Source organism: Fischerella muscicola PCC 7414 (genome assembly GCF_000317205.1).
Classification (GTDB): Bacteria; Cyanobacteriota; Cyanobacteriia; order Cyanobacteriales; family Nostocaceae; genus Fischerella; species Fischerella muscicola.
The window spans coordinates 14,440-39,424 of record NZ_AJLK01000124.1 but is presented as its reverse complement, the minus strand read 5'-3'; the positions used below and the strand labels follow the sequence as shown (position 1 = coordinate 39,424).

The following is a 24,985-nucleotide window of genomic DNA, read 5'->3' as shown; positions in this document are numbered from 1 at the left end:
ATGCTTTACTTATCTTTTTTTTCTGTGCTTTTTGTGGCTACTGCGGTTAAAAAATAATTTATTAAACCGCACCAGGCAAGAGAGAACACAGAGGTGGGAGTGGGAAGGGAGGAGAAAATGCAAAAAGAAAATTATGGTTTGTGTTTAATATTGAAAATATGCAAATTGATTAACCTGACAATTTTGCTCACTTTGTTTACAGGTTTTATACCTTTTAATGCAGGTTTGACAACTGTTTCTGCTTCACTCATTGCCCAAAAAACAATAAATCGTCAGCAAGCCGATCGCATCTTTAAACAAGGTGTAGAACAATATCAGGCAAAGCAATTACACTCAGCAATTACATCTTGGCAACAAGCGCTTACGGCTTATCGTACTCTCAAAGACCGTCCGGGGGAAGCAACGACGCTGAAAAATCTGAGTGCGGTTTACATAGAACTCGCTGATTATCCGCAAGCGATCGCTCATTTACAACAATACCTGAATCTGACACGAGAAGTTCGCGATCGCCAAGGAGAAGAAGCTGCTTTAGTCACGCTAGGAGATATCTATGCCAATCAAGAAAACTATACTAAAGCCATTGAATATTATCAACAAGGTTTAATTGTTGTTCGGGAATCAAAGCAAAGTTTAGCAGAAGCAATTATTTTAGGTAATTTAGCTAAGGCTTACCGCATCTTAGGTAAATATAATACTGCGATTGAATTAAATCAAAAAGCGTTGCAAATCTCGCGAAAATTAAAAGATCGCAAAACAGAGGCGAAGATATTAATAAATCTGGGTAATGCTTACAAGTCTTTGGGTGATTATGATAGTGCATTTAAAACTTTCCAAGAGAGTTTGCAGATTGCACGAGAAGTTAAAGATACTGTTGTGGAAGCAATTGCTTTGGGAAACTTAGGCGCAGCTGCTGCCGACCAACAAAAGTATGATCAGGCTATTACTTTCCATGAACAAAGTTTGAAAATTAGTGAGTCAATTAATGATGCTGCGGGAAAAGCTAGTACTTTAATTAACTTGGGATCTAATTATTATTCCTTAGGCGATCGCACTAAAGCCCTGAATTATTATCAACAGGCTTTAGAAATTGCCAAAACTGCCAAAAATAATAAGTTAGAAGCCGAAGCTTTAGGTGGCTTGGGATTAGTCTATGAAGATTTGCAACAGTACCCACAGGCTATTCAACATCAGCAGCAAAGTTTAGCAATTTTTCAGAAAATCGGTGATCCAGCAGCCCAAGGGATGGTTTTTAACAATTTGGGACACGCTTTTTTTAGTGCTGGCAAGTTGAATGAAGCAGAATCACAACTGCGTAATTCTGTCAAGTTACTTGATAATCTGCGTTTAGGACTCAGCGACACCTACAAAGTCTCGATTTTTGATACACAAGTCTCTACCTACAACCTGCTACAACAAATTCTGATCACTGGTAAAAAACCCGAAGCAGCCTTGGAAGTTTCTGAACAAGGACGCGCCCGTGCTTTTGCTGAGTTACTGGCTAGAAAATTAACAACAGATTCTATCAAGGCTAACTCATCTGTAAAATCAGTTGCCTATAGTTTATCTGTTGATGCTGCACCTAATATAGAGAAAATTCGCCAAATCGCCCGTCAGCAAAACGCCACACTTGTAGAATACACAATCATTCCCCATGATGATTTTAAGTTTCGTGGCAAACAACGGGGTAGAGAGCAAGAACTATTTATTTGGGTAGTGCAGCCAAGTGGTAAAGTTGACTTCCGACGGCGTGACTTGAAGTTTTTATGGCAAACAGAATACAAGTCTTTAGAAAACCTGGTTAAAAATAGCCGTAAATATATGGGTGTGAATGACAGTCGCGGTATTATTTCCGCAGAGGTGACTGTCGATCAACAAAGTCAAAAAAAACAGTTACAACAACTCCACGAAATTCTAGTTTCGCCCATTGCTGATTTATTACCATCCGATCCCAAAGCTAACGTCGTCTTCATTCCCCAAGAGTCTTTATTTCTGGTTCCTTTCCCAGCACTGCAAGATCAAAATGGCAAGTACTTGATTGAACAGCATACTATTCTCACCGCACCTTCAATCCAAGTGCTAGATTTAACACGAACTCTTAGAGAAAGGAGAAATAAAGATAGAGGGGAAAATGCTTCCATCAAAAGGTTTCAATCATCCGCTTTGATTGTAGGCAACCCCGCACCAATGCCGATATTACCTAAAATAAAATTAAAATCGCTACCAGAGGCAGAAAAAGAAGCCAATGCGATCGCACAACTGTTGCAAACACCTGCGATGATTGGCGGACAAGCAACAAAAACGAACATACTTAAACAATTACCCAAAGCAAGACTTATACATTTGGCTACCCACGGCTTATTGGAATACGGTAGCCAAAATGGTACAAGTTACGGGGAGGATTTGGGTATACCGGGGGCGCTTGCTCTTGCTCCCCTTAGTAAGGGGGATAATGGTTTACTAACAGCTGATGAAATTATCAATCTTCCCCTCAATGCAGAACTGGTTGTCTTGAGTGCGTGCAGTACTGGAGAGGGTAGAATTTCTGGTGATGGCGTGATTGGACTATCTCGTTCGTTTATTTCGGCTGGAACTGAAAGTGTGTTAGTTTCTTTATGGTCTGTTCCCGATGCACCTACAGCCGAGTTAATGACGGAGTTTTATCGTCAGCTACAGCAAAATAACAATAAAGCCCAATCCTTACGAGATGCGATGCTCAAGCTTGTGAAACAGTACCCTGATACGCCGAAGAATTGGGCGGCGTTTACTCTAATTGGGGAAGCAAGGTGAATTATGAGTTTGATATTTTTGGGAAAAGCGAACACAGATGCACACAGATGAACACAGATGGATTATCGGTGTGCATCGGTGTTTATCGGTGTTCGATTTATGAATCCTAAATGAGTGGGGGTTTACTCGTGAGTTTGATATTTTTGGGAAGAACGAACACAGATGCACACAGATGAACACAGATGGATTATCGGTGTGCATCGGTGTTTATCGGTGTTCGATTTATCGAATCTCAATTGCTAGTCGCCAAGAATGAAACTTATAAGTAAAGTATTTTTTTGTACTGCCCTGTTGTGGAATTTTCTATCGCCTGCGTTAGCACAAACTACTACTGGACAAAATCAGGAATCTTATAGCAATCAAGAAATTTTAGTAGTTGGTAATCCTAAATCGTCTAACTTTTCACCTCTACCAGGAGCAGCAAAAGAAGCAGTTAGTATTGCTAAGTTGTTCCAGACTCAAGCTTTGGTTGGGGATGCAGCAACGGAAACAGCTGTTGTACAAAGGCTAACCCAAGCTAGGATCATTCATCTGGCAACCCATGTTTTACCGGAAGTGGGTGTGATTGTGTTAGCACCTTCTGCTCAAGATGATGGTTTACTTACAGCTGAGGAAATCCAGGAGTTGCACTTAAAAGCAGATTTAGTGGTTCTCAGTGGTGAGCGTACGGCTTTAGGCAAAATTACTGGAGATGGTGTAGTTGGAGTAGCGCGATCGCTCATGGCAGCTGGAGCTACTAATATCATAGGCACGTTATGGTCTGTGTCGGAGCAATCGAGTGCTAAATTTATGATGGAGTTTTATCGCCAGTTACAAAAAACTGGTGATGTGGCTGGTGCTTTGCGTCAAGCATCATTAAAGATGAAACAAGAAAATCCAAATTCTAGAGATTGGGCTGCTTTTACTTTGATTGGTTCACCTAAGTAGCGTTTTTAAACGCAAAGGAACGCAGCGTAGGCGCACCAGGTAGCAGAGTGTTTTCAATGCGAATTCTTGTCCCCCTTGTCTCCCTAACGCTCAATACACACTCACCTGAGATTGAGCCATGACGACGCGATCGCGTCCGGTTTTTTTGGCAATATATAGAGCAGCATCGGCAGCTTCTATCACTGCTGCACCTGTTATACCATGTTCTGGATACATGGCTACTCCCAATGACAAGCTAATACAACCCAGTTTCTGGCGTTGATGTTGTATATCCAAATGCTTCACTGTTTGCCGAATTCGTTCGGCTCTTTCTTGGCAAACATCTAAAGAACTTTCTGGTAAAATCAACATAATTTCTTCGCCGCCGTAGCGACAGGCAATATCTGCTTTGCGAATTTGTTTTCTTAAAAATCCACCAAGTTCGCGCAATACGATATCACCGGCTTCATGACCAAATCTGTCATTGAAGCTTTTAAAATGATCGACATCCATCATAATGATGCCTACTCGTTTCTGGCTGCGTTCGGCTCGACTGATTTCTCGTTCTAAAGATTCTTCTAAGTAGCGGCGATTAAATAAACCTGTGAGAGGATCGCGAATACTCTGTTGTTGCAGGGCTTCATTGAGTCTTAAGTTAGCTAAAGCTAAGGCGATACGTTCAGCAACCGCAGAGGCTAATTGTTGTTTGGCTGCTGTTAGTTGTCCTTTTTGTGGGCAATGGAAATGTAGCATACCTAAAGCCTCACCCTGAGCCATCATTGGTACACAAAGAGCTTCGCCTCCAAATAAGTCTTCCTCAATGTGGCTACAGTGTAAACTATGATCGTCAGCTGTGGCAAAATGCGATCGCCCCCGTCGCAAAGCCCAACAGTTCTTGGGTGAAAATACTTTTTTACTCGCAAGAGTTGAGTCTCCCCAAGTAGTCACAGCTTCGACTAAGTGTTTGGAGGAACTGATAATAAACACTCCACCTGATGTCTCGGGAAACAAAGGCTGGATTAACTGAGCAATTACTTTATATGCTTCCTCAACTGTGAGACAAGCTTGGAGAATATCACTCATTTGACTCAGTAGAGCAATTTCATGGTTGCGTTGTTCAAGTTGCTGCACCCAAGAGGTAAGTTGCTCATTAGCTTTTTGCAAAGCGGCTTCTGCTTGTTTGCGTTCTGTAATGTTGCGGTTGACGCCAATGGTGGCGCTGGGCTGACCATGTTCGTTATACAGTGGTACAAATACTGTTTCGCATACCCCTTCTGTACCATCTTTGCGAACAAAATTTATTTCACCAGCCCAACGATTGGCAGTGTGCAACTCGTCTATGATTTTTTGTGTGAGTACAGCCGACTCTTCTGGTTTATGCAATATGCCGAGGTTTTTACCTAATACTTCTGCTTTGCCGTAGCCAAACATCTTTTCGGCAGCTCGGTTCCAGTCTATAACGCGACCCAATAAGTCAGTTATAATCACGCCATCAGAGATATTTTCAAAAATATAAGCCTGCTGCTGTAAAGTTTGTTCAACCCGTTTGCGCTCAGTGATATCTTGAATCTGAGTAATAAAGTATAGGGGTTGACCGTGGATGTCGCACACTAGCGATACACTTAACATAATCCATACCACGTGTCCAAGCTTGTGTATGTATCGCTTTTCCATGTGGTAACAGCGAATTTCACTAGTCAGTAGTTGACGCACGTAGTCAAAGTCAGTATCTACATCTTCTGGATGGGTGATTTCTTGGCAAGTCTTAGAGAGTAATTCTGCTTCTGAGTAACCAACAATTTCACACAAGGAATGATTCACTTGTAGCCAACTACCATTTAACCCCACCAACGCCATGCCAATAGCGGCGTAGTCAAAGGCGTTGTGAAAGCGCTCTTTACTTTCCCGTAATGCTTCTTCTGCAAAATGGCGTTCTTTGATTTCCAACTCAAGCTGGTGATTGGCTTGCTTTAGTTCTGTGAAGTTAGGAATAGTCAGAACTTTGGGAAGCGATCGCACTAGTAGGATCATTGCACACAATAAACCAAAAGCCGTGATCGCTTTGAGTAATCCCAACAACCAATACTGCGAGCGCCAGAACATCCAAGCCTCTATCAGATCAATGGTACTACTAATTACAACACTGGTTGTAATTAAACGGTATATCCACTGAAAGGGCAAATCTTGCCGCTTACGAGCAGAATAAACAACTATGATCGGAATCAAGTAATAGGCAAAGGCGATCGCAGAGTTGGATATAGCATCCAGCCAGGCCAGTTTTAGTTGACATAGATAGTAATGTCCACATTCCTGATACACCGCAACCACCTTTTTTTCATGACAGTTAGAAAAATAGTTGAGAACTCAGTAGCCAAAACTTCATTCTTAGGGTAGATGCGTAGATTTTATCCTTGTGAAAAACACATCTGTAATTTTTTTAACCTTTTCTTTAGGGAAAATCCAGTAGTTAGATTCAGAAAAGTTTAATGTTTACAATTGTAGGTTGAGGATACTAAGGGAAAAATGGAGAAACTAACGAAAACACATTGCCTCATACCGTTTCACCATAAGTCTGATACACTTGGCAAACTGAAAGATAAGGAAGACAAGGAAGACAAGGGAGAGAATTTGTATTTGTATCAACAATTTTGTCAAATGTTATCAGAACTTGCTGGAGCTGATAACAGCGACAATAAAAATGACACCCCAAAGCTCAAAATAGCCCAACTTAAAAAAACCCAGGTATCTTTGCTCAAGGTTGATTCAAGTTAACTATTTGTTGCATACATATATAAAAATATGCATCAGGGAAAACAAAATGTCATCGAAGGCATCTATGAAGTATGTATTGGCGTTCCAGAACCCATCTCGGCGATTCAGTATTGGCAGCAATTCGGTTATCGCATTGGTGAAGAAGGTAAATTATCAGCAACGACAGCTCAGCAATTATATGGTGTTGACTCAGCTTTACGATCAATTCGCCTTTACCACCAAAATGCAGATCATGGTTTGATTCGTCTAATGATTTGGCAAAACCCTATAAATAACGGGTTAAAGATGGGATCAATGAAAGTCAAGGGTAATCGTTGGGCAACAACTTTAACCGCCGACATTATAAATATCTTAAATCACGTAGAACAGGCAAAAGCAGCTGGTTGGCCGCTCTGGTTCACCCGTCCCCATTGGGAAGTTATTTATCACAAAGAAAGGAAAAACCGTCCTTTTGTTGAAACTATGGTGGGAGTGCGAGAAATGCTGCTGCTACAACCATTAACACGACAAGTTTTTTTTCAAAGGTTTGGTTATACACTCCCTGATTACGGCAACATTGATATCAATTCTCCTCTCAAGACCAGTCAGTTTACCCACATGGGGATGGTAATTCAAGATGACAGCAAAGAAACATTGAAGTTTTATGACGAAGTTTTGGGTTTGTTACGGGTGCGTGATGATGTCGAGACTAGCTATGAATCATCCTTAGCTGGTAGAGAAATTTTTGATCTCCAGCCAGGTGAAAAGTTTTTTGTCACCGCCTTTGATGATCCGCGTTCTTCTACAACTGACATGATGGCAGCACGTAGTGGCAGACTTTATATTATTCGCTTTCCTAGTTCAATAAATCTAGATTCCCGCTATGAAGCAGCACAACCAGGCAGTTTGGGAATGTGTTTGTACACCTACAGAGTACGAGAACTTCATCAGTTTTGCGATCGCATAAAAGCTAGTTCCATACAAAAGTTTACAAATATTGCCGAAAACGAATTTAGAGAACCAAGTTTTTCCTTTGTCGCACCAGATGGGTATTTTTGGAATTTAGTTGGATGTTAGTTGGGGATGGGGAGGTGGGGAGATGGGGAGGTGTGGGGAGTGTGGGGAGTATGAGGAGTGTGGGGAGTATGAGGGGTGAGCGTTGGGCATTGGAAATTAGCAACAACCAACTACTAACCACCAACTACTAACCACTAACCACTAACAATTGATTATTGACTAACAACCAACAATCAACTACCAACAATAATGTATTATGAATTGCGTTAGTGTTTTTATATGTAAATAAGACTACTGTAAATTTTTATAAAAAAAGAGTTTTCTTGGCATACTTTGTGTATTGGTGGTTGAGCAAAAAACTTTTTTAACCAGCAATGATATCAAAGCAACATTAATTTCAGAAATAATGCATAACTTGTGTGATTTATCACCAACTTAATTCAGATAAAAATGTCAAAACAGCCTGACTGAGTGGAGTAATTATGGCTAAAAACATTTACGCGCTACTAGTCGGTATTGATGAATACGATCCTGCTTCTGTTCCACCTATACCATCTTTGCGGGGTTGCGTTAACGACATTAGCGCCGTAGAAACATATCTGCGGGAACGTGTAGCTGGCGATCGCGAATGGAATTTGGTAGAACCAACAAATCAGCCTTGGATACTCATCAATCAAAATGCCACTCGTCAGGCAATTATTGATGGCTTTCGGAAGCATCTGTGCAATGCTGACAGTGAAGATGTTGTACTATTTTACTATGCTGGTCATGGTGGGCAACAAAAGTCACCACAGGAATTTTGGGGTTTAGAACCAGACCATTTGGATGAAACTTTGGTTTGTTACGATAGTCGGACAATCACTAGTCGAGATTTAGCCGATAAAGAAATAGCTTATCTCCTGAGTCAAGTTGCTCAAAAAAATCCTCATGTTGTCGTCATTCTCGACTGCTGTCACTCAGGTTCTGGGACAAGAGACATAGAAGTCAATGTACGTCAAGCTCCTACAGATTATCGCGATCGCCCTTTAAGTAGCTATATTTTTGCCCAAGACAATCTAAATTTTGTCGAAGAATTACCTGCTTCTCGCAGCTTAGATAAAAAAATCACGGGGGTAGTATTACCAAAGGGTAGACACGTAATGTTATCTGCGTGTCGAGATTACGAACAAGCGAAAGAGTATAAAGCTGAAGATGGTAAATCTCGTGGTGCTTTTTCTTACTTTTTGCTACAAACCCTGGAAAAAACCAATGGTAATATCACTTATCGGGATTTAGCTAGAAATCTTAATGCTTTAATCAGTGGCAAACTGAAAGAACAATCACCACAAATTGACGCCACTGATCCACAGGAGTTAGATAAACCATTTTTAGGTGGTGCAATTCAAGAGCGTTCTCATTACTTGACTTTGACTTACAGTGAAAATGAAAATAGTTGGGTGATTGATGCTGGCGCTCTTCACGGTATCCCAAAAACTACTGATGGTGGAGATACTCTCCTAGCTATTTTCCCAGTCGGCACTCCTGTTGAACAGTTACGGGATTTAGGAAATGCTTTAGGTGAAGCACGCTTGACCCAGGTGTTACGACAACGGAGCAAAGTAGAAATAATTGATGGTAGCGATCGCCTTCTCGAAAATACCAGTTATTGGGCAGTAATCACAAGCCTACCATTGCCCCCGTTGAAAGTGTATTTCGATGGTCAAGCCGCAGGTGTGGAATTGGCGCGTCAAACACTGGCAAACACTGGTTCTTTGTATGTGCAGCAAGTAACAACACCAGAAGATGCAGATTATCACTTGCTTGCAGATAAAAATCAATATTGGATTGTACTTTCTGCTAGTAAACGTCCTGTAGTTGCTCCCATTCCCGAACAATCAACTCAGGCTGGCTACATGCCTTACTTTGCTAACAAAGCTGTTCAGCGTTTAGAACATATTGCCCGTTGGCAAAACATTTTGCAACTCAAAAGTCCCGCGACAAGTCGCATTCAACCTGATGATATCCAAATGGAAATTATTGTCTTGTCTGGACGACAAGCATCTAACTCAAGTGCAGAAATACGGTTAGAGTATACCAATGACAATGGTGAATGGACACCACCAATTATTCAAATTAGACTCACAAATAATAGTGATAAAACTCTTTATTGTAATGTCCTCAATCTTACAGAAAACTACGGCGTAGAATTGCCATTTTTCCCAGAAAAAAGTAGCATTCGTTTAGCACCAAAAGGTAGTGAAAATAGTGTTACCGTTACAAGTTTTGCTGACCTTGGTTTTGTGATTCCCGATGAGTTTTTGGCACAAGGAATTACCGAATACAAAGATATATTGAAGTTGATTGTTAGCACCTCAGAATTTAATGCAAGTTTGTTAGAGCAAGATGGCTTAAACCCACCTTCACCCAAACGTTCAATTGGGGGAAGGAGTGTGCTGGAAAGTTTAATGCAGGAAACTGGCGATCGCAATGCTGTCAGGATGAAAGCCAGAGGTAACAATGATGATTGGCTGACACAGGAAATTGCTGTCACCATCGTTCGTCCCCAAGATGCTCAAAATTTGCAGAGCGATCGCCCGACTTTATTACAAAATTGTTTAGTGGAGGTGTTACCCCATGCAAGTTTGCAAGCACAAGTTAATCTGACAACCGTAGCGCAAACAAGCAGAGACATCGGAAATGTCATATTACCTCCCCTTCTGCAACAATTATCTATTACCGAACCATTTCAATTTACTACCAGCCGAGCTAGTGACCCTGGCTTGAGTGGTTTAGAATTAAGCAACGTGGTAGACCACACTGTCGTCACCAAAACAGCACCTCTGAAATTACTAGTTGACCGAGAAATTGCCGACAACGAATATCTTTTACCTATAGGTTATGACGGGGAATTTTTCTTACCCTTAGGAAAAGGTAAAAAGACTGTTGATGGTAAAACAGAAATTACTATCGAAAGATTACCTGTACCAACACAAAGTAGCCGTTCTTTACAAGGTTCCATTCGCATCTTTTTTGAAAAAGTCATCTGTAGCAAACTGGGAAAAACATTTGAATATCCAATTTTAGCAGCAGCAACAGTTGATGAAAACGAGCAAGTAATCTATGACAAAAATATCGCATCAGTCACAGCAAAAGTTGCTCAAGCTCAGCGAATTCTTCTCTACATTCATGGCATTATTGGTGATACAGAATCTCTAGTTCCTAGTATTCAAAAAACCATAATTACAGTAGATGGACAACAGCGCCCCATCAAAGATTTATATGACCTAATTTTGACCTTCGATTACGAAAATCTCAATACTACCATTGAAGAAAATGCCCGGCTTTTAAAACAGCAATTACAAGCAGTTGCTTTAGGAACAAATCACGGCAAACAGTTACATATTGTTGCTCACTCAATGGGTGGTTTAGTCTCTCGTTGGTTGATTGAACGAGAAGGCGGGCAGGAAATAGTGCAACATTTAGTCATGCTAGGTACACCCAACGCTGGTTCTCCTTGGCCTGCTGTACAAGATTTGGTATTTACAATATTGGTGTTTGGGTTGAATCAACTAGCAGCGATCGCTTGGCCTGCAAAAGTAGTAGCGAATTTATTGGAATATCTGGAGACCAACAATCATTCCCTTGAGCAAATGCATCCAGACTCGGAATTTCTCAAACAACTAGCCCAAAATCCCGATCCTGGTGTTCATTATACAATCGTGGCAGGCGATCGCTCCCTTGTTCCCGCAGCCACAGAAACTCAACTAGACAAACAATCAAGTCCCTTACAAAGGTTAATGTCTAAACTTTTTGGTCAAAGTATAGATCAAGTAGTCAACTTAGTCTTCTTTGAACAACCAAACGACATCGCTGTGACTCTCGCCAGTATCAAAAGCGTGAGTTCCAACCGTTCACCCCAGCCTCAGATACTCACACCAAATCCAGCCTGTGACCATCTCACCTATTTTAATCATCCAGCTGGGTTAGAAGCACTAGCTAAAGCGCTTTCTCAATCACTCAGTCCCAGAACTTCTCAACCACAGCTACAACTCCCAACTATGCGTCATAGCAGGGTGAATTACGAAGATATCACCATGATTATTCCGCCAGGCACACCCCACGATCCTATACCCGATACTGCTCCCAGTCCATCACCAGCCAGAAATCAACCAACCGAAAATCGTTCTACGGTGAATGGCCCCGTCATCTGGGTAATTGCTTTGTCGATAGTTGTAATTGCTGGTTTAATTATTTGGAATCGGACTCAGGAGCAAAAACCAGATAATCAGCAAAGGAATAGTCAATTAGGTTTTGATGTGAGTTATGGTCTTGACAACAGTCGTTTTTAGTAGTCGAACACCGATACACACCGATGCACACAGATGGATTATGCGTTGGTAGCTAAGTGGTATTACTCATCATACTTCGGCAGGTCGTTGGGTGCGCCGCACGCGGAAATGTTACCTGTGAAATTTACGTCCGCCATCAATTCTGGATGTTGTTGCTTACGCTGGGCAATTTGTTCGCGGGTGAGAATTTTCGACTCATCAAATCCTAGTTCTATCTTGGTGTGCAGTCCATCGTACTTGACTCGTTTGAGGTTGTAGAAGCGTTTGTTGAGGGTTGTTTGCACAAATGCCTTTAAGCAACCTAAAAGATACTTGCGTTTAAATGGATCTTTGACAAACCAGTATTCAAAGGTTTTGCGTAGGTAAAAACGGGCGTAGTTCCGCAGTACTCCTTTGAGGACATCTTCCCGTTCCATAGCCTCTGGCTTCATAATCGGAGTAACAAAGTTATATTGAGAATAATCACGAACTTCGACGCGATCGCCTAAATCTTGAAATAATTCGGAAAATGGCCAAGGTGTAAACATATTCCAGTTCACCATGTCTGCTTTCCAATCCAAGGCCATTTGATAGGTTTGTTCGATTGTTTCTGGGGTTTCGTTTTCCAAACCCATGATAAATTGAGCTTCTGTAACGATGCCGTTTTGATTTAATAGTTTGATGGCACGCTTGTTTTGTTCGATAGTTGTTTCTTTGCGGAACAAATTCAACTTCAACTGCGCTGCTGCTTCTGTCCCTAAGGAAACATGCACCAGTCCGGCTTTGCGGTAAAGTGGTAGTTCTTGCTCATCCCGCAAAATATCTGTCACTCGTGTATTGATTCCCCAGTAAACGCCTAAGTTGCGTTCTATTAGTTCGTTACACAAAGCGATAAATTTCGGCTTGTTGATTGTTGGTTCTTCATCCGCAAGAATGAAAAAGCCGACTTTGTGTTTTTTCACCAAGGTTTCAATTTCATCGACGAACCTCTTGGGAGTAGCGGAACGATATCTACGCCAGAATTTCCATTGAGAACAAAAACGGCAGGTGAAGGGACATCCTCTGGCATAGTTAGGAACAGCAACCCGTACGTTGAGAGGGGTATAAATATATTTACTCCAATCTAATAAATTCCAATCTGGGGTGAGGCTATCCAAATCGGCAATGGGGGGATGGGCTGGTGTGGCGACGACTTGCCCATTTTCGAGGAAAGCAATACCTAAGATATTACGGCGATCGCTCTCATCTGTACCATTAGCTATGGCTTGCAGCAGGTTAACTGTAATCTCTTCCCCTTCTCCTCGGATGATATAATCCACCCAAGGTGCTTCGTTGAGAACTTCATTGTACATATAGGTAGGGTGAACCCCACCCATGATAGTTTTAGCTTGGGGACAAACTTCTTTAACAATCTTCAGGGTTTTTTGGGATTGGTAAATCATCGGCGTAATCGCCGTTGCTAGCACTACATCCGGTTGATGCTGGGCGATGATTTGCGCTAAAGCATCATCGGCAATATAATCTGTCATGGCATCCACAAAACGGATATCCCTAAAGCCAGCAGTCTTCAACGCCCCACCAACATACGGAACCCAACTGGGTGGCCAGTTTCCCGCAATTTCAGCACCACCAGAATGATAATTGGGTTGAATCATCATTATCCGCATAATCTGGCTCCTTATTATTGACAGATGACAACCAAATTAAATTGCTTTGGCAAGCATTAATTACAAGTTGGAATTGATACATGAATTGCATAATCACAGTTCTTTTTCCCCTCTTAGATAATTTGCTGACTAAACCATTACTCGTGATTTAGTTTTGCAACTTAATTTTTATATAACTTTAAAACGATGAAAATTGTAAAAAAAAGCAAGATTTTCAAAACTTAATCTGGAATTAGCTTTGATCAAAAAAATGCTTGTGATAAGCATTCTTACTATAAGCTAGACGGTCATGTGATAAATCACACAACGAGGACATGAAAATTGAACTCCTCCTACACCCTTACACCCCACACCCATTTTCAAGCTATAACCCAGGGGCAATTGCCCACAACGGGCGATCGCCTTAGTTTATCAAGAAAGGCAGAGGGCAGCTATGCTGGAGGCAGAAGGAATAATGTTTTCTACCCTCTGCCACGACCGGAGAGAGTAAGGGTTCCGTGACCCCCACTCAAACGAAGTTCAGTGGCCTCAATTAAGGAGGGGTCTGAATCCCCTTCTTAATTGTCCCTTCTGCCCTCTGCCTCCTGCCTCCTGCCTTCTTCAATTACCCTTGGAAGTTTGAGAAAATTACTATATAAATAAATGCTTGACGAATCTTAATAATGACTGTAAACACACAGCAGCTACCAACAACAGCCACTTTTGCAAAACACATCTGGACTTGGCAAGGTTACAAAATTCAGTACACTGTCCTGGGTACAGGCAAGCCCTTGGTTTTAGTTCACGGCTTTGGTGCTTGTATTGGCCACTGGCGAAAAAATATCCCTGTTTTAGCCAATGCTGGCTATCAAGTATTTGCCCTTGATTTATTGGGATTTGGTGGTTCAGAAAAAGCGCCTATTGATTATACAGTGGAAGTGTGGGTAGAACTACTGAAAGATTTTTGGATAGCCCATATTAACGAACCAGCTGTATTTATTGGTAACTCTATCGGGGCACTTCTGAGCTTGATGGTATTAGCCGAACATCCAGAAATTGCTGTGGGTGGGGTGTTGATTAACTCTGCGGGGGGTTTAAGTCATCGTCCCCACGAATTGAACCCACCACTGCGAGTTGTGATGTCTGCTTTTAATAAACTTGTTGGTCATCCAATTACCGGGAGTTTCGTATTTAATCGCATTCGGCAAAAACACCAAATTCGCCGGACTCTCTACCAAGTTTATCGCGATCGCCAAGCTGTTACTGATGAATTGGTAGATCTGCTTTATACACCATCTTGCGATCCGGGAGCGCAAAAAGTCTTTGCTTCCATCCTCACAGCACCTCCTGGTCCCACTCCGGCGGAACTATTGCCCAAAGTCCAACATCCTCTGCTGGTTATTTGGGGTGCTGACGATCCTTGGACACCCATCACTGGTGCGAAAATTTACGAGCAAGCCCAAGAGAATGGTAAAAATATCAAAATCGTTCCCATTCCTGGTGCTGGACATTGTCCTCACGATGAAGTGCCGGATGTGGTGAATTCGCAGATTGTGGAATGGTTAGGGTCTTTGTCAATGTGAATTTGAGATCCTCTGGCTAACCGAAGAGCGGTTAGCCGGAGAGTTGTCAAAGTTATAACATAGCTAATATTTTTTCTGATTTCATCCTTCAGATTTTTGTACTTAGCTTCATGACAAACCAAGAAGAACTAGCAAAAAATTTATCTTCATTACAAGCTTTTATTGATGACTTGTATTCTAAATACGAGTCATTACAGGATGGAGTAGTTGCGAATTACATCCCAGAATTAGCCAAGGTAGACCCGGAGTTGTTCGCCATCAGCATCGTCAATGTGAACGGTGAAATTTACGAAGTTGGGGATTATCAGCAGCTGTTTACGATTCAATCCATATCAAAGGTGTTTGTATACGGACTCGCTCTTATGGATCATGGGCGAGATTATATATTGACCAGAGTGGGTGTGGAGCCAACAGGAGACGCATTTAACGCCATTGTCCTTGACGAACAATCCAAGCGACCTTACAACCCAATGGTCAATGCAGGAGCGATCGCCACCACTAGTTTAATCAAAGGGTCGGACGCAACCGAACGTTTAAACCGGATGTTGGATATGTTCCAGAAATACATCGGGCGTGATGTATTTGTTGATATCTCAGTATTCACCTCAGAACGCACTACCGGACACCGTAATCGGGCGATGGCGCATCTCATGCTCAACTTTGGCATGATTGACAAACCCATTGATGAAGCGTTGGATTTGTACTTCCAGCAGTGTGCTGTGATGGTCAATTGCCATGATTTAGCAGTGATGGCGGCGACATTAGCTAACAAGGGTGTCAATCCCATCACCAATGAACAAGCGATAAAAAGCTGTTATGTTAAAGACATTCTGAGTGTCATGTACACCTGTGGGATGTATAACTTTGCTGGTGAATGGGCTTACAAAGTTGGTATTCCTGCCAAAAGTGGTATCTCTGGTGGAATTATTGCGGTAGTACCTGACAAAATGGGAATCGCAGTATTTTCACCGCGCTTAGATGCACGCGGAAACAGCGTCCGGGGAGTCAAGGTGTGCGAGGAACTATCTCAACGTTTTGGTTTACATTTGTTTGAGTGTTCGTCGTTTATCAATAGTCAATAGTTAATTTTAGCCGTTTGAAGTATAACTAAACTTCAATATGGCTTTAATGTCATCCTCTTCTTCTTTGAGTACATGATATAGATCCCAATTTTGCTGAAGATTAAGCCAGAACTGAGAACTGTTTCCAAAGAATTTGGAGAGACGCAACGCAGTACTTGGTGTCACACCGCGCTTACCATTCACTAGCTCATTAATTCGCTGGTAGGGAACATGAATTGCTTGTGCAAGTTCAGTTTGTGATATTCCCATTGGCTCTAAGAAGTCCTTAAGCAGGATCTCTCCAGGGTGTGTTGGAGGACGATTTTTTGGAGTTCTCATTTTACTACCTCTAATGATGATAATCCACTATTTCAACCTCAGAAGGGCCTTCTGGTGTCCATGCAAAGCAAACTCGATATTGATCATTAATCCGAATACTGTAGTAACCTTTTCGATCTCCCTTAAGTGCCTCTAATCTATTGCCTGGTGGCACTTTTATATCATCCAAAGAAAAAGCAGCATTCAATTGGTCTAATTTCCTCCGTGCAACTTCCCAAACATTGCTGGGACACTTCTTTCGAGCGTCTTTAGAATTGTTCCCATCGAAAATGTCTTCAGTTCCTTTGTCTTTGAATGACAATATCATTTTAACATGATAACACGGATGTCATGCTAAAACTAGAAAATCATTAGCTAATCTTAATTTTACAAATACTACTTCTCACAAAAAGACGGTGGGAAACCAGCTCATTGGCGGGGCATTCCGAACCGCCGCCCGTAAGCGTGGTAATGGGTAATGGGCCAATTACCAATTACCAATTACCCAAAACCCGTGAAATCAAGAGCGGTGTCTTCCAGGGGATGAGCTTAACTCCTCATTTCCTCATGCTCTTGCCAACAAAGGCGCAGCAGCAAGGAGAGTTTGCGTATAGGGATGTTGGGGATTGGCAAAAATCTCTTTAGTGGGGCCCATTTCAACTATTTTGCCACTATTCATAACGGCAATGCGATCGCACAAGAACCTCGCTAACCATAAATCATGAGTAATAAATAAATACGTTAAATCAAATTCTTCTTTCAACTCCAGCATCAAATCTAATACTTGTGACTGTACGCTAGCATCTAACATGCTCACGGGTTCATCACAAATCAAAAGTTTGGGATGAGTGATTAAAGCACGAGCAATTGCGACTCGTTGTTGCTGTCCTCCTGATAAATCTGAGGGATAACGCTGATAATAAACTTCTGGTGGTTGTAACCCAACTTTTGCCAACATCTGCAAAACCTGTTGTTTTGCTTCTTCAGGAGTTGCCAGCTGGTGAATTAATAATGGGTCAGCTATACTTTGTCCTACCGTCATCGCTGGATTGAGGCAAGCATGAGGATCTTGAAAGACCATTTGCATTTGCCGCCGTTGCAGACGAATTTCTTGCCGAGATAGGTTAGTAATGTCTTGACCAAGAAACTCAACTTTGCCAGCGCTAGGACGAATTAGTTGCAAAATTGTTCGCGATAATGTACTTTTACCACAACCAGACTCCCCGACTAATCCTAAAATCTCTCCTGGATAAAGTTCTAAGTTTATGCCATCAACTGCTTTGATAGTTTGACCTGGCCCTTTAAAAAATATACGTTCGACAAAATTAGGCTCAATGGTATAGTGCTGCTTTAGGTCTACAACACGCAGAATAGGGGATCGGCGATCAGGGATTGGGGATTGGGGATTGGGAGAAGACAAAGGAGGAATTCCCCCGTGTCCTCCTTGTCCTCCTTGTCCCCTGTCACCAGTCCCTTGCACTGCCTGAATATGCAAAGCTGCCTGGAGAAGCGATCGCGTGTATTCGTGTTGGGGATGCCGAAATACGGATTCTGTAGCACCTATTTCTACCATTTTGCCGTTATACATCACGCCAATGCGATCGCAATACTCTGCCACCATTGCCAAATCATGGGAAATCAGCAACAGGGCCATGTTTTCTTCAGCACACAGGCGGGTGAGTTCCTGCAAAATCTGGGCCGAGACAGTGACATCTAAGCTGGTGGTGGGTTCATCGGCAACTATCAGCTTTGGTTGCAACAACAAAGCTAAAGCAATTGCAACCCGTTGCCGCATTCCACCGCTAAACTCATGGGGATACTGATTCCAGCGAGTAGCAGGTATATTGACCTTTTCTAAAGTAGCGATCGCTTTTTCTTTCGCTGCTTTGGCTGACAATTGGGGTGAGTGTGCCTTGAGCGTTTCAATACAGTGGTTGCCAATGGTCATCAATGGGTCGAGGCGCGTCATTGGGTCTTGAAAGATCAAAGCCACTGCTTCTCCCCGAAATTTTCGCATCTCTACAGGTGTCAAATTAAACACCGACCGTCCTTGAAATGTTACCCGTCCCTCAATCCGAGTAGATGGTGGTAGCAATCGCATTGCTGCCCTTCCCAAAGTCGACTTACCACACCCAGACTCTCCTACCAATCCCATTTTTTCACCTGGTTGGAGGCTGAAAGACACATCATCAACAGCCCATTGAGTATTTTCATCACTACTGTGAGGATAGGCAACCCGCAAATTTTCAATAGAGAATAAGGTATCACTCATATAATTTAGCTATCACCAGTAATATCAAGTTCAGATAATTGCTTACAGAGAAAGGCAGACGGCACAGAGAAGTTTGTAGGCGCGATAGCGACTTCAAGGAAAGGGTGTGGAGGTTTCCTCCGCTCAAAGCTTCAAAGAGGCATTGGGCATTGGACATCGGGCATGGGAAAAAACATCAGTATCTTAATTACCCATTACCCATTACCCATTTTTGTTTGTTAATGTCTACCGACTTCATTGCAGACAATGTATCAAAATTATTATTAGAGTGTGAAATTTTGTTCATAAAATCTATAAAATAAAGCACACTATAATTTAAATTTCTTTGGAAGTGGGGTGATAAAAGTATGTTAGAGCCTATACAAACTATTACCATTTTTCAAAAACAACCTGGTCCAGTAATATTTTCACCCGGTCAAGTTATCTTCCAGGAAGGACAACCAGGAGATTGTATGTATGGTGTCGTAGAAGGAAAAGTAGATTTATTAGTCAATGGTAGGGTTGTAGAGACTATAGAAGCAGGAAATGTTTTTGGTACGGGAGTGCTGATTGGTATCAAAAACAGAACTTATACAGCGATCGCTAAGACAGACTGCAAGCTAGCTTCTCTAGATCAAGCAAGGTTTCTGTTCGCTGTTCAGGAAACCCCTGTGTTTGCGATCGAGGTAATTAGAAATTACTCGGAGCGTCTGAACCGTTTGCGGCAACAAGAGTTACACTCGTGAAGAGCTAGTAAAGCATGAGTGCAATATAACCAACATAGGACACAGTTCAGTAAATCACTGTCATTACCATTGGTGTCCAGGTTCGTGATCGCTTTTTATATGCCAGCCGCAAATCAACTGAAAATCCAGAATATTTCTAAACAGAAGTGCATAAGTTCCAGTTACGGAAATTTCTACATCCAACAGGGCGATCGCACATCCAGCTAACATAACTTTCCAGTCATATTGATAATATGAAAGCTCCAGTTAACTTGAAAACTGTCTTTTATTCAAAATCTCAAATCAAAATCGATTAACAAATGCTCATATCTGCTGATACGCGGATTTCTTTTCCACTCTCCCTAGTCTACGCTACCTATCGGGATAAGCTAATTGAACTTGTTCCCTACATGCCAAACGTGCGCCAAATTGAGGTGAAATCTCGTCGCGAGGAAGATAAACGAATTTACAGTATTAACGAATGGCACGGAGGCGGAGACATCCCCTTGGCAGCAAGGGCCATACTTAATGAAGATATGCTGTCTTGGACAGAATACAATACTTGGAACGAAGCTGAGTTTGTGGTGGAGTGGCAGATTAAAACTCATGCTTTTACCGAAGCGGTTCACTGTGCAGGCAAGAACCGCTTTATTGCAGATGGTGATGCCACACTTATTAAAAGCCGTGGCGAAATGATGATTGACCCCAAGCAAATCAAAGGTGTACCTTGGTTCATTGCGACCAAAGTCGCAAATATAGTTGAAGATTTTCTCGGCAAAAAGGTTGAACCAAATCTATTGCAAATGAGTGAAGGAGTGCGTCAGTATCTGGAAAAACAGACGAAAGGCTAAAAATATTAATTGAGACAGGGGAAGATGGGGAGAAATATTGTACCCTATTTCCTGAGTACAGAAGCCAATCTACAGAGATGGATAACGGTAGTAAATAATACATTCATCTATATTTTTTCATCCTGTGAGGATCATCGCTAAATCCTCCCAGAAAATGCTTATTCCCAACAATAAACCACCGTTGCCAACCATATTGAAAATACTGACGTAAAAATTTTTTTCAAAATAATAATTAACATTTAGTTCTGTCTGAAGTTATCGTGGTATCCATGAATTCCACATATATTCTGACTGAAACTTAGTATATGAGGCTATGCCGTTATTCAATTGTGCTGACTATCTGTTTTACTTACCTGAGTTTGGGCTACAGTTCCCCAACTACGGCAACACAAAACTTTGAGAAATGGGGGGCTAGGGGTTCCCACTTTGTGGGGTTGGGGGGCAATGGGGAAACTACATTAGAAAATCCTCCCGTCTCCCAATCTCCCAATTTCCTCACTGGGAAGCATCTGTTACGTTTGCACACAACTTGGTATAAAAATATTTTTGCCAGTTCTAACCCGGAACCCACCAAAAATAACAAGCAATCAAAAGAACACGACTTGATCTGGTGGTTAGTAGTGGCGATCGCGATTTTGGGAGCTACTGGTGCATTGTTATTTTTAATAAAATTATTGGGCAGAAGCAAAAAAGTTATGCCTAGTAAAAGTGATACTTTATCTTTGGATAGCTCCACTGATATAGATTCCCAACAGGAAACACAGCCTCCACAAGAATTAAATACTACTCTACAAGTATCTACCACATCACAAACAGTAAAATTACTGCCACCATCACCAACAGAAAGCACTTCTCGCCTAGCCAAAGTCAATATTGTTGAAGAATTAATTCAAGATTTAAGCAGTCCTGATCCCATCAAGCGACGCAAAGCAATTTGGAGTTTAGGGCAACAAGGAGACTCCCGGGCGATTCAACCGTTAGTAGATTTAATGATTGATGCAGACTCACAACAGCGGAGTCTAATTTTGGCTGCTTTAGCAGAAATTGGCATCAGCACACTTAAACCGATGAATAACGCTTTGGCTATCTCTCTACGAGATCAAAGCCCACAAGTACGGCAAAATGCTATCCGTGATCTCACTCGTGTTTATGACATGATGGCTCAAATTAGCCAGATTTTATGTCATGCAGTCCAAGATTCCGATCCTGATGTCCAAGCAACAGCAAGATACGCCCTTGCACAAATGAATCGAATACGGAGTTTGCCTTCTGGTGACAGTCTATCTGATAATTCACCAAGAATACCGTAAGCGTGGTGGTGGGGAGGTGGGGTGATGGGGAACTCACCGGCCCCCTCTGCGGATTAGGGGCAGTGGGGGGCTAGGAGTCCCCACTTTGTGGGGTTGGGGGGCAATGGGGAAAGTGGGAGGAATCCGGAATTAGGGACAACAGGGACGGGGTGACGCGGAGAAAAACTAATAACCAATGACGAATGACCAATGACAAATGACAAATGACCAATGACAAATGGCTACTAAAAACCAACCAACAATCAACCCTTCAGGTTCGTCAGTTGCTCATGGGGGACTCACCGGCCCCCCACTCCCTGTCGGTCGTGGGGATTGGGGGCTAGGGGCCCCCTTTGGGGTTGGGGGAGGGAACCCCCCCTTCTGCGCGCTGACTCACCACTAACTACTAACAAATAACAATTGACTACCAAACCAGTATTTCCGCTAAAATCATCTCTGGATTGTGGATTAGGGAGAGACTAGGGTTGCCTACACTCGGCGTAAATATTGACCATATTGCCACTATCCGGCAAGCACGACGGACAGTGGAACCAGACCCTATCGCAGGGGCAGTATTGGCAGAATTAGGTGGTGCAGATGGCATTACTGCCCATCTGCGAGAAGATAGACGACATATCCAAGAAAGGGATGTGCGTTTATTGCGACAAACAGTCAGAACACATTTGAATTTGGAAATGGCGGCTACAGATGAAATGGTAGCCATAGCCCTCGATATCAAACCAGACTATGTGACTTTAGTTCCTGAACGACGGGAAGAAGTGACTACAGAAGGTGGATTGGATGTCGCAGGTCAGATTGATAGAATTGGAGAAGTTGTTGATAAACTACAGGCTGCTGACATTCCAGTGAGTCTGTTTATTGATGCAGAATCGGCACAAATAGAAGCATCTCGAATGGTGCAGGCAAAATTTATTGAATTGCACACTGGTCGATATGCGGAGGCGAAAAATGAAACTAGTCGTCAACAAGAATTAGACCTGTTAGCAGCTGGATGTAAACAAGCAATCAAAGCCGGATTGCGAATCAACGCTGGTCATGGACTCACCTACTGGAATGTCTTCCCCGTTGCTTGTCTTCCTGGTATGGAAGAACTTAATATAGGTCATACCATCATCAGTCGGGCTGTATTAGTAGGTATGGAAAGAGCAGTTCAGGAAATGAAATTAGCTATGCGCGGGAATCAGTAAACAGTGAACTGTTATTAGTTATCACTTACTCTTGACTGATTAACTGGTAACTGGTAATTGAATAAATAGGAAAAGTTTCTGCGAAATCTAAAAATTTAATGGTATTTGCGGTTACAGCAAGTCAACTTTGAAACCAAGGAATTTTATGAGCGCAACACAATCCCAAGACCTTCCGCTTTGGGTACAAGACCGGGATACAGTAATTGCACAAAGCAAAAATGCCCAATGGCGTTACGGCGCCCCTCCTGATTATTCCGATTCAAAAGCAGGCCTAGCCCAGGAGAGCAAATGCCGCCATTTAGAAGGTTCTCTGGAAGTGATCGTGCAAAACTTAGTCCGAACTTTTGAGATGGAGGTTTCATTCAAAAGTAATCCCCAAGAGTGGTTATCTGTTGTACAAGACAAGTTTCGCATGAGTAGTAACGGAGGTCAAACCTACACTGCCGAAGATGTGTTCGCGTCTGGAACTTATAATCTCTTCATCGGTGATATAGATAATTACAAAGCTTCTGAGGAAACCTTTGAATCTTCAGGCCAGCTTTTTAAGACTGCGTTTCCAAAAGGATTTTTGTGGGAAGTGCTGGAGGTTTATTCAGGGCCACCCAAAGTTACATTTAAGTGGCGTCATTGGGGAACTTTTAGCGGCCCATACAAAGACCATGCACCCACAGGGGAAACGGTGGAGATAGTGGGCATGAGTGTTGCTCGTGTTACTGATGACTTGAAAATTCTCTCTGTTGAGCATTATTTTGACAATAGCGAATTTTTTAACAAGCTCACAAGTGGTGGCAAACAGGCTAATGAACAATCAGCTAATGGTTGTCCTTTCGGGTCGTAGTTAAAGAGGCTAAAGCTGAGATAATTTTCAAGGACATAGTAAATAATGCTATGTCCTTACCTTAGCTCTTTAGTAAAGAACGAAAATGAAAACATACTATTACGTTTTGGCAAGTCAACGCTTTTTACTAGAAGAAGAACCAATGGAAGAAGTGTTGCGAGAACGTACCCGTCACTATCACGAACAAGAAAAGGAAATTGATTTTTGGGTAGTGAAACAACCTGCTTTTCTGGAATCTCCCCAGATGGCACAAGTAAAGGCAAAGTGTCCGCAACCAGCAGTGGCGCTCATTTCTACCAATCCCCAATTTATTACTTGGTTAAAACTGCGCTTAGAATACGTCCTCACAGGAGAATTTCAAGCCCCTAGTGAAAGTATCCCCGATCCTTTGGCTTCTCTTGCCAGTGTGGCTTAGTGGCGGAGATAGGGAAGTGTGAGGTGATGGGGTCATGGGGAACTCACCGGCCCCTGGTGGGGATTAGGGGAGTAATGTAGAGACGCACTGTTTGAAGCGTCTGGGAGTGTGGGGAGTGTGAGGAGTAAACAATTAACTACTATTGTACAGACGCGAGGAACATCGCGTCTCTACCTACTAACAATCAACCATCAACAACCAACCACTAACTCTTTACCCATCACAATATTACCTAACTTCTCTATATAGAAATATATGGAACAAATATATGTATTTTTTATCAAAGATGGTGGATAATACTGTGAATTTATTTTTATGTATAAACCAGCGGTGTATAAATTTCAGAATTCACCAAATATTTTACTAAGTAGTTTCACTCTAGCGATCGCCTCGTTTGCTTCCTTCGCCTCTTTGATCGCTGGTATCAATACTGCTGTTGCTCAACAACAAAAAACTCCCGTTTGTCAACCTCCCAATCCTGGCGAATATGTATTGTTGGTGATCAGTCCAACCCAGGATAGTCGCAATCAATTGCATCGTGCCTTACCGTCTGAGCTTAAAACTACAAACTGTAGATATCTCAACGATACAGTCACTAGAATCGGCGGATTTACTAGAATTGATGATGCTAACCGTTGGGCTAGGTATATCAATAGCATTGCGGGTTTGTCTGCTATTATTACCACTCGACCAGCAGACGTAGCAGTAGCACCAACTCAGACTCTTAGCTTTCAACCTCAACGTTTGGGAAATGGTTTCGCCGTCTTAGTAGATTATTTCAACCGTCCAGAACTGGCAAATCAAGTTAAACAAGCTGTAGGCGGCGATATCGGTTTTGCAGCATATGGACAACGCCATTACTTGCTAGCGTCCTATACAACTAATCAAAAAGATGCATATAGCACATTAAAAAAACTCTCAGAACGAGGTTTTATTGCTGTGATTGTGGACAGTAGTAAAGTGATGCTGTTGCGATCGGCAGTGAACGTACCACAAAATTAAACAAAATTAAATTAGTTGTTAGTTAGTAGT

General features: G+C 42.2%; 21 protein-coding genes. 15 read left to right on the top strand and 6 right to left on the bottom strand.

Annotation, left to right across the window (positions count from 1 at the left end; genetic code table 11):
* The first annotated feature begins 117 nt into the window (after window positions 1–117).
* Window positions 118–2,787 (top strand): CHAT domain-containing tetratricopeptide repeat protein, encoded by a 2,670-nt coding sequence (locus tag UYI_RS0119665; protein WP_016868389.1) that lies wholly within the window; start codon window positions 118–120, stop codon window positions 2,785–2,787.
* 252 nt (window positions 2,788–3,039) lie between these two features.
* Complete coding sequence (locus UYI_RS0119660) at window positions 3,040–3,714, top strand: CHAT domain-containing protein (protein ID WP_016868388.1); 675 nt, start codon at window positions 3,040–3,042, stop codon at window positions 3,712–3,714.
* Window positions 3,715–3,804: 90 nt separating this feature from the next.
* Here the strand turns inward: UYI_RS0119660 and UYI_RS0119655 are convergent, their stop codons facing one another.
* Window positions 3,805–6,012: a PAS domain S-box protein gene (locus tag UYI_RS0119655; RefSeq protein WP_016868387.1), complete on the bottom strand. Its 2,208-nt coding sequence runs from the start codon at window positions 6,010–6,012 to the stop codon at window positions 3,805–3,807.
* A gap of 204 nt (window positions 6,013–6,216) precedes the next feature.
* Here UYI_RS0119655 and UYI_RS0119650 point away from each other — a divergent pair, with 204 nt between their 5' ends.
* From UYI_RS0119650 to UYI_RS0119635, 4 genes are all read left to right on the top strand, one after another.
* Window positions 6,217–6,465, top strand: a complete 249-nt coding sequence (locus UYI_RS0119650) for a hypothetical protein (RefSeq protein WP_016868386.1) — start codon at window positions 6,217–6,219, stop codon at window positions 6,463–6,465.
* Window positions 6,466–6,492: 27 nt separating this feature from the next.
* Complete coding sequence (locus UYI_RS0119645; protein WP_016868385.1) at window positions 6,493–7,521, top strand: hypothetical protein; 1,029 nt, start codon at window positions 6,493–6,495, stop codon at window positions 7,519–7,521.
* Complete coding sequence (locus UYI_RS36975) at window positions 7,515–7,652, top strand: hypothetical protein (protein ID WP_016868384.1); 138 nt, start codon at window positions 7,515–7,517, stop codon at window positions 7,650–7,652. The genes UYI_RS0119645 and UYI_RS36975 overlap by 7 nt, the downstream gene beginning before the upstream one ends.
* A 291-nt stretch (window positions 7,653–7,943) precedes the next feature.
* Window positions 7,944–11,789 carry a caspase family protein gene (locus tag UYI_RS0119635; RefSeq protein WP_016868383.1) on the top strand — a complete coding sequence of 1,282 codons (3,846 nt, stop codon included), beginning with the start codon at window positions 7,944–7,946 and terminating at the stop codon, window positions 11,787–11,789.
* Window positions 11,790–11,851: 62 nt separating this feature from the next.
* Here UYI_RS0119635 and bchE read toward each other — a convergent pair whose 3' ends face one another.
* Window positions 11,852–13,435, bottom strand: a complete 1,584-nt coding sequence (bchE, locus tag UYI_RS0119630) for a magnesium-protoporphyrin IX monomethyl ester anaerobic oxidative cyclase (protein WP_026086060.1) — start codon at window positions 13,433–13,435, stop codon at window positions 11,852–11,854.
* 662 nt (window positions 13,436–14,097) lie between these two features.
* Here bchE and UYI_RS0119625 point away from each other — a divergent pair.
* Both UYI_RS0119625 and glsA read left to right on the top strand, forming a co-directional pair.
* Complete coding sequence (locus UYI_RS0119625) at window positions 14,098–14,997, top strand: alpha/beta fold hydrolase (protein ID WP_016868381.1); 900 nt, start codon at window positions 14,098–14,100, stop codon at window positions 14,995–14,997.
* Between the two features lie 110 nt (window positions 14,998–15,107).
* A complete protein-coding gene (gene glsA / locus UYI_RS0119620) occupies window positions 15,108–16,079 on the top strand; it encodes a glutaminase A (protein ID WP_016868380.1) in 972 nt (323 codons plus the stop codon).
* A gap of 6 nt (window positions 16,080–16,085) precedes the next feature.
* On the opposite strand, the gene UYI_RS0119615 is transcribed toward glsA, so the two are convergent.
* From UYI_RS0119615 to UYI_RS0119605, 3 genes are all read right to left on the bottom strand, one after another.
* On the bottom strand, window positions 16,086–16,397 hold the full coding sequence (locus tag UYI_RS0119615; protein ID WP_016868379.1) for a HigA family addiction module antitoxin: 312 nt from the start codon (window positions 16,395–16,397) through the stop codon (window positions 16,086–16,088).
* Window positions 16,398–16,407: 10 nt separating this feature from the next.
* Window positions 16,408–16,704 (bottom strand): type II toxin-antitoxin system RelE/ParE family toxin, encoded by a 297-nt coding sequence (locus UYI_RS0119610; RefSeq protein ID WP_016868378.1) that lies wholly within the window; start codon window positions 16,702–16,704, stop codon window positions 16,408–16,410.
* 237 nt (window positions 16,705–16,941) lie between these two features.
* Window positions 16,942–18,648, bottom strand: coding sequence for a dipeptide ABC transporter ATP-binding protein (locus UYI_RS0119605; protein WP_016868376.1), 1,707 nt, complete (start codon window positions 18,646–18,648; stop codon window positions 16,942–16,944).
* Between the two features lie 347 nt (window positions 18,649–18,995).
* Here UYI_RS0119605 and UYI_RS0119600 point away from each other — a divergent pair, with 347 nt between their 5' ends.
* Window positions 18,996–19,373 (top strand): cyclic nucleotide-binding domain-containing protein, encoded by a 378-nt coding sequence (locus UYI_RS0119600; RefSeq protein ID WP_016868375.1) that lies wholly within the window; start codon window positions 18,996–18,998, stop codon window positions 19,371–19,373.
* A gap of 63 nt (window positions 19,374–19,436) precedes the next feature.
* Here UYI_RS0119600 and UYI_RS36970 read toward each other — a convergent pair whose 3' ends face one another.
* Complete coding sequence (locus tag UYI_RS36970; protein ID WP_016868374.1) at window positions 19,437–19,583, bottom strand: hypothetical protein; 147 nt, start codon at window positions 19,581–19,583, stop codon at window positions 19,437–19,439.
* Between the two features lie 89 nt (window positions 19,584–19,672).
* Here UYI_RS36970 and UYI_RS0119590 point away from each other — a divergent pair, with 89 nt between their 5' ends.
* From UYI_RS0119590 to UYI_RS0119565, 6 genes are all read left to right on the top strand, one after another.
* A complete protein-coding gene (locus tag UYI_RS0119590) occupies window positions 19,673–20,203 on the top strand; it encodes a hypothetical protein (RefSeq protein WP_016868373.1) in 531 nt (176 codons plus the stop codon).
* 305 nt (window positions 20,204–20,508) lie between these two features.
* On the top strand, window positions 20,509–21,513 hold the full coding sequence (locus tag UYI_RS0119585; protein ID WP_026086059.1) for a HEAT repeat domain-containing protein: 1,005 nt from the start codon (window positions 20,509–20,511) through the stop codon (window positions 21,511–21,513).
* A 464-nt stretch (window positions 21,514–21,977) separates the two neighbouring features.
* Window positions 21,978–22,700 (top strand): pyridoxine 5'-phosphate synthase, encoded by a 723-nt coding sequence (locus UYI_RS0119580; protein ID WP_016868371.1) that lies wholly within the window; start codon window positions 21,978–21,980, stop codon window positions 22,698–22,700.
* Window positions 22,701–22,845: 145 nt separating this feature from the next.
* Entirely contained in the window at window positions 22,846–23,538 is a 693-nt protein-coding gene (locus UYI_RS0119575; protein ID WP_016868370.1) for an ester cyclase, read from the top strand.
* A gap of 85 nt (window positions 23,539–23,623) precedes the next feature.
* Window positions 23,624–23,953, top strand: coding sequence for an MgPME-cyclase complex family protein (locus UYI_RS0119570; RefSeq protein WP_016868369.1), 330 nt, complete (start codon window positions 23,624–23,626; stop codon window positions 23,951–23,953).
* 315 nt (window positions 23,954–24,268) lie between these two features.
* Window positions 24,269–24,955 carry a hypothetical protein gene (locus tag UYI_RS0119565; RefSeq protein ID WP_016868368.1) on the top strand — a complete coding sequence of 229 codons (687 nt, stop codon included), beginning with the start codon at window positions 24,269–24,271 and terminating at the stop codon, window positions 24,953–24,955.
* Window positions 24,956–24,985: the final 30 nt, after the last annotated feature.